Origin of the sequence: Microcystis sp. T1-4, from assembly GCF_000297435.1 — a bacterium.
Taxonomy (GTDB): Bacteria; Cyanobacteriota; Cyanobacteriia; order Cyanobacteriales; family Microcystaceae; genus Microcystis.
In genome coordinates this window covers 1-5,976 of the sequence record NZ_CAIP01000156.1, presented here as the reverse complement: position 1 = coordinate 5,976, position 5,976 = coordinate 1, and the positions used below count along the sequence as shown (strand labels likewise).

The window sequence follows — 5,976 nt, the reverse complement described above, 5'->3', positions numbered from 1 at the left end:
TGGTTAATCCCCTTAGTGTCCTTCGTGCCTTTGTGGTTAATCCCCTTAGTGTCCTTCGTGCCTTTGTGGTTAATCCCCTTAGTGTCCTTCGTGCCTTTGTGGTTCAATCATATCCCCCCTCTCCCATAACTCTCCCCAATCATAATTAACACTACACGCCCCAAAATCCGGTTCTCTCTGGAATGGCCGGCGCACATATCTCACCCGAACCTCCTCTGAGGGAGAAACCGAAACCAAAGCCAGCAGAAAATCCTCTGGCTTGTTAAAGGATGCAAGGATCTCGTTCTTGGTGACAGTCACCGTCTCTGCTCCTTCTACTCTACCCTTGACTTCGATAAACCGTAAGCGGCCTGTTCCGGTCCTGCGCGATTCGATGTCATAGCCGCACTTCTCGGCACTCACATCCCGCGGTTCATACCCCAAAGCTTTTTCGGCCGCCATGACTGCCGCCATCGCCAGCTGCTCGACGCGCTTTGTCTCCCGGGCAAACATTGGCTTGCCTAAAAGTCGCCCTAACAGTCCCCCCGGTACGATGAGGGCTGCCCCTACCACCACCGGCGGCGATGGGGATAAATGACGCTCCTGCTCCAATTCAGACAAGCGCTTTTGCAACCGCGTTTGTAGTTCATCGGCCCGCATCTGGGCTTTGTTGGAATTGATCCGCGCATTTGTCTTCCCCGCTTCTTCCTGTAGGCGCAACTGGGCTGCCCGATGGTCCCAGTAGTTGATCTCCTTGGTCAGACGGTCTTTAACTGCTATAAGGGTCTTTTCAATTAACTCTTCCTTGCGCTGCCGTACCTCCTGAAGATGGGAAGAGACAAGGTTAGCGATCGCATAATTGCGGGCCTGGCTCTCAATCTCATTACCGATAGGGAGAGAATCAAGGATCGGCCCTAGGATCGCCCGCTCCTCCTCCTGCAAAGGACGATAATCTAGATAAGGGGCATACCCAGCATCCTTCTCTCCCTGTCTCTGTGGTGCAAACAGAGGAATTTCCACATACTGCATTCGCCGCGACACCACCCGCCGTCTGCCATCGGGATTTAGCCGAGCGTCTTGAATGGCGTGTTCTAAGTACACCAGCGCCCGAATTTCCTCGCTCGGATCACTGTCATCAACTAGGATAGCCCCCCGTCTGAGTAATTCCCGATGCCGTTCCAAGACAAGATCGATAGTGGCATCTAACAGGGGATGGCCGGGACAGACAAAGGTAGCAACGGGTTTACCCGGAACACTAATCAGGTCTTTATCAAAACAGATGCGCTCATAGCGTTTGAGAATTGGCTCTCCTATCCCGAAAAAGCGGTCTCTGTTACGGATAACGGCGGGGACGTTGGTAATTTCGTATCGCTTTGGCTCTCGCTGGCGTAGGGTGCCGCCTAAGCGTTGGAAGGCTTCCAGGAAAAATGCGGCGATGAAGTGCGGCTGTAACCGTCTGGCTTCGGCTCGCTCCATATCTTCTCGAATTTTCTGGACCCTGGAAGCATCGATCGAATCGCGTGCTAGGGCGCGTTCTTCCAGCAATTCCCTTAGCCTCTCTTGATCGAGCTTTTCAGAGATGACCTCGTTTAAGCGTGCTTTTATATCTGGGCGATCGCCGTAGCGGATGGCTTTGATGAGAAGTTCGCGCAATTCTTTTCCCGCAATGGCTTTGCCTAATACGTCGAACACCCGTCCGCCTAAAGCTTTTTGTTCGGCTTCGAGTTTTTCGAGGAGCGTCCGATACACATCTCCCTCGCGGGTTTCGTGAGCCACCAAATTCCAGAGATGACAAACCTCGGTCTGTCCAATTCGGTGAATGCGACCGAATCGCTGTTCTAGGCGGTTTGGGTTCCAGGGTAGGTCATAATTGACCATGAGATGCGCTCGTTGCAGGTTGATCCCCTCTCCGGCGGCATCGGTGGCCAGAAGTACCTGTACTCCTACGTCTTGCTTGAAGCCTTCTTCGGCTTTTTTGCGGTCTTCCCGACCCATGCCACCGTGAATGGTGACAACAGCTTCTGGGTTGCCAAGGAGTGTACTGATCCGCTCTTTCAGGTAGTTGAGGGTGTCTCTGTGTTCGGTGAAGACGACTATTTTGCGGCGGTATCCTCCTGCATCGAACATCTCCGCTTCATCCTGGAGAAGATGGGAAAACTCTTCCCACTTACGGTCTTTTCCGCTCCGTCGAACGGTATTGGCTAGGTCTTCAAGCTTTTTCAGCAGGGCGATTTCAATCTGTAGTTCGGCAATGGTACGGGATGCTGTGGCCTGATCGACCACCTCTTCGACCGTAGCCTCCCGCTCGCTGCTATCGGTATCCTCAAAGTCGTCATCGATGTCGTCTTGGTCAAGGACGGTAGCAAATTCTATCTCCAGCGACTGGCCTCGCTTGAGCAGTTCTTCTTCTCGGAGTCGCTTTTGCAGCCGCTCTCGTCGTCGTTTCAAGGATTGATAGATGGCTTCCGGAGATGAGGCGAGGCGGCGTTGCAAAATGGTGAGGGCAAAGCCGACTGTCCCCTTGCGCCCGTCGTTGGCCAGGGCTTCGGCTCGGTCAAATTCTTCGCGTACATACTCGGTGACTCGACTGTAGAGGATCGCTTCTTGGTCGGAGAGGGGGTAACTGACCGTGTGAGCGATTCTTTCGGGGAAAAGTGGCTTGCCGTCAAACTTGAGCAGTTCCTCTTTGACCAGACGGCGCATCAGGTCGGAAGTATCTGATACATGAACTCCGTCCCGGAATCGCCCCTCAAAGCGATCGCCATCGAGTAGAGCTAGGAATAACTGAAAGTCTTCTTCTTTGCCGTTGTGGGGAGTAGCGGTCATCAGCAGGAAGTGGCGGGTAATGCTAGAGAGGAGTTTGCCCAATTTGTAACGCTTTGTTTCCCTGATTTCCCCACCAAAGAAAGAAGCGGACATCTTGTGGGCCTCATCGCAGATGACCAGATCCCAATCAGTCTGCTGGAGTTTCTTCTGGAGGTCGTCATTACGGCTGAGTTTATCAAGTCTGGCAATGACCAGACCCATTTCGGCGAGGGCGTTGCCGGTGCGGGCCGTTTCGAGGCGGTCATTGGTGAGGATATCGAAGGGAAGGTGAAATTTGTTATGTAGTTCATCTTGCCACTGGACTGCGAGGCTGCCTGGACAGACGATTAAGCAGCGCGCTAAGTCACCTCGAATCAGGAGTTCTCGAATTAACAATCCCGCCATGATGGTTTTCCCAGCCCCGGGGTCATCGGCCAACAAAAAGCGTAGGGGTTGGCGATCGAGCATCTCACCGTAAACAGCAGTGATTTGATGAGGGAGTGGTTCCACCAGAGAGGTATGGACGGCTAGAAGCGGGTCAAACAGGTAGGCCAACCGGATGCGATGGGCTTCGGAAACTAGGCGCAGCAAAGCTCCGTCGCCATCGAAACCCCACGGTCTTCCTTCGGTGAGAATCTCTAGGGTTGGCTCTCGGTATCGAAAGAGCAGTTCTGTGTAGGGTTGTCCGTTGGTATCTTTGTAGGTCAGTTCTACCGCGTCGCTGCCATGCCACTTGGCCTCGATGACGGTAATGCTTTGATTGGGCAGAATGCCGTTGACAATAGAGCCGCTCGTTAGTTCCTCAAGTTTAGTCATGATCGCCTAAAGACCGATGTCTAGGAATAATTGCATTTCAGCCCATATCCTCGTCAAAACATCGGTAAGGGCATGATCGCTATCTAATTCGATTAACTGTACCCAAGGACGAGAAAAAGCATAATAGCGACTATTTTCTAGGGGAATCACCTCATCATCACTGCCATGAATAATCAGGGTAGGCAGCTGCCTGATCAACTTTTCTTGGGGATAATTGGCTAAGTCCTCGATCAACTTGTAATCAATTGGCAGATAACGGCGATAACCGTAGTGATAAACCGATAAACTCCCAGATTTTTGCCAATTGGCTAGGGTTTCCGCTTCCAATTGTCCTAACCAAATCGGACCGAAATTAAAAGCGGGAGCTAATAAAACGAGCCTTTGCACCTGAAAATAAGTTTCTGCCAGCCAAGCTGCCGTTAAACCGCCAAAACTGGAACCAATCAGTGTAACAGGAAGCTGAGATTGTTCAATCAATTGGCCGACTTGAACAATCTGACGAGTGAGAGTTAAGCTAGAAAAATCATCACCGTTAAGATCGGGAATTTCCATTGCTAAACCCCTCTTTTGCCAACAATGTCTCAAAAATTGCGCTTTTGTTGATTGGGGGCTAGAAGCAAAACCGTGTAGATAAATATATCTGTTTTCAAGGACTGCCATTCTAGAACCAATTAGGGTCTGCTGAAAAAGTTTGCTGGTGGGGGCAGGGTGTGGGGTGTGGGGTGTAGGGTTTTACCGATTTTGAGGAGGTCAATTACCTAATTTTCGGGGAAAAAGCACCTGAATTTTCCCCCTGATCACTCTCTTGCCTAGCACTTTTGGATTTCAAAAAGGTCTCAAAGTCTTAACCAACAAGATTTTTAGATTTATTCAGCCAACCCCAATTAGATTTCTTCATCTTGCTCTTTGGTAGCACCAGGAGAAGAATTATAAATGGCATCTAACTGCTGACGAGCATCTTCAACAGTGAGAGAACGAATCACTAACAGGGGTTCATTAATCGGTTGTCCAGTCTCGTCCAAAAGTTCCGGATGGGAAGTCATGGGATAACCGTAGGGATTATAGGAATTAGCCGATTTAGCAGGACGTTTCTGGGAATCCATGCTGACAGTAATCAGACTCCGAATTAAATTATTAATGGTCAAAAAAGCGATAACTGTGAAGGCGAGGATATAGAGCAGATGTAACATTGGCCGAGTCTCCCATGAATTATGTGTGAATATTCCTAAATTGCCAAAACTTTATGCTAAAAATTCGCTCAACTCTCTAGCTTACCAAAAAGTTTCAGGTTAAGCGTCAGTTTGAGGAGATTGATATTCTCCCCAACCCTGTAATCGACGACGACGACCACTGACACCCCAACACTCTGCCACCAGCTGATGCCAAGGCAACAACATCTTGGCCTCGATACCCACCTGACCACCTGTGGTTTTAAAGAGTAAATAAGCCGTGGCCACCTCCTGTTGGGCGTTTTTGACTCTTGCTAATAAATCGTCTTGTTCCTCAATGCTGAGAAAGGATAATCTCTCGGATTCGAGGAGGAGACGGGAACGGGAAAACCAATGGGTGAAATCCTCTAGTAGAGGTTCCAAGATAGTTTTCAGGAGTTCGTTTTCGGTGGGTTGCGAAGGAAACATTATTTTTATAATGACGATTTTGCTTACCTTAATCTTAGCGTTATTTATATTTCTTAACATTATGACGGGAAAACTTTAAGATTTGCCCCGGCTGTAGGCGGCACTAAAGAAATCCAGTTCACAACTAAGGGCATAACGATAGGATAAAGAGATATTTTCCGTCATCAGGGCGTATTTATCCACTAATTCCTCTAACTGGCTTGCTAAAGCTGCGAATTCATCCCCACTATAACTATCAATCCAAGCTTGATAGGGATTCTCAGAAATCGGTTCTAAGGCTAATTGTTGACCCAGATAAGCATAAAGACCCATACAGGGACTCATCACCACGGCAATCGCACCGATGTCACCCATCCAAGCGGTAGCGAGAAGAAAATCCCGATAGCGACGGGTGGCATTAGCGGGCTGAACCTTTCTCAGGTCAACCCCCCACTGTAAAGCGTAATTTTCGTGTAATTTTAATTCCGTTAATACCCCTGCCGCTAACCGATGAAAGCTAGTAAATCCCTGCCAATCGGGAGCTTTAGCGGCGGCGATACTGTAAGCACGGGCGAAAGATTCCAGAAAAAAAGCATCTTGACCGACATAAAAAGCGAAACAGTCCCGTTTAAGCTTTCCTGTGGCGATACCTCGCACAAAAGGGTGTTCTAGACAAGCTTGCACTAGATCTTGATGGCTGTGCCAAAGTTGCTGACTAAGCATAGGAAAATACTAATTAGGTGGACGTGGGAATTATGAA

The 5,976-nt window shown here is 49.4% G+C and carries 5 protein-coding genes; all 5 read right to left on the bottom strand.

Going from position 1 to position 5,976, the window contains the following annotated elements:
* Positions 1 to 78: 78 nt before the first annotated feature.
* Entirely contained in the window at positions 79 to 3,600 is a 3,522-nt protein-coding gene (locus MICAI_RS09595) for a helicase-related protein (protein WP_008200958.1), read from the bottom strand.
* A gap of 6 nt (positions 3,601 to 3,606) precedes the next feature.
* Positions 3,607 to 4,260, bottom strand: a complete 654-nt coding sequence (locus tag MICAI_RS09590; RefSeq protein ID WP_039899921.1) for a YqiA/YcfP family alpha/beta fold hydrolase — start codon at positions 4,258 to 4,260, stop codon at positions 3,607 to 3,609.
* A 224-nt stretch (positions 4,261 to 4,484) separates the two neighbouring features.
* Positions 4,485 to 4,790, bottom strand: coding sequence for a DUF2973 domain-containing protein (locus MICAI_RS09585; RefSeq protein WP_008200955.1), 306 nt, complete (start codon positions 4,788 to 4,790; stop codon positions 4,485 to 4,487).
* Between the two features lie 99 nt (positions 4,791 to 4,889).
* The gene (locus MICAI_RS09580; protein ID WP_008200952.1) at positions 4,890 to 5,297 is read right to left on the bottom strand and encodes a DUF2605 domain-containing protein; all 408 of its coding nucleotides are present in this window, start codon (positions 5,295 to 5,297) and stop codon (positions 4,890 to 4,892) included.
* Between the two features lie 15 nt (positions 5,298 to 5,312).
* Positions 5,313 to 5,939: a TenA family protein gene (locus MICAI_RS09575; RefSeq protein ID WP_008200950.1), complete on the bottom strand. Its 627-nt coding sequence runs from the start codon at positions 5,937 to 5,939 to the stop codon at positions 5,313 to 5,315.
* Positions 5,940 to 5,976: the final 37 nt, after the last annotated feature.

Coding starts and splice junctions, on each gene's coding strand:
- MICAI_RS09590 (WP_039899921.1), bottom strand. CDS start 4,260: ATGGCAGTCCTTGAAAACAGATATATTTATCTACACGGTTTTGCTTCT.
- MICAI_RS09580 (WP_008200952.1), bottom strand. CDS start 5,297: ATGTTAAGAAATATAAATAACGCTAAGATTAAGGTAAGCAAAATCGTC.
- MICAI_RS09595 (WP_008200958.1), bottom strand. CDS start 3,600: ATGACTAAACTTGAGGAACTAACGAGCGGCTCTATTGTCAACGGCATT.
- MICAI_RS09585 (WP_008200955.1), bottom strand. CDS start 4,790: ATGTTACATCTGCTCTATATCCTCGCCTTCACAGTTATCGCTTTTTTG.
- MICAI_RS09575 (WP_008200950.1), bottom strand. CDS start 5,939: ATGCTTAGTCAGCAACTTTGGCACAGCCATCAAGATCTAGTGCAAGCT.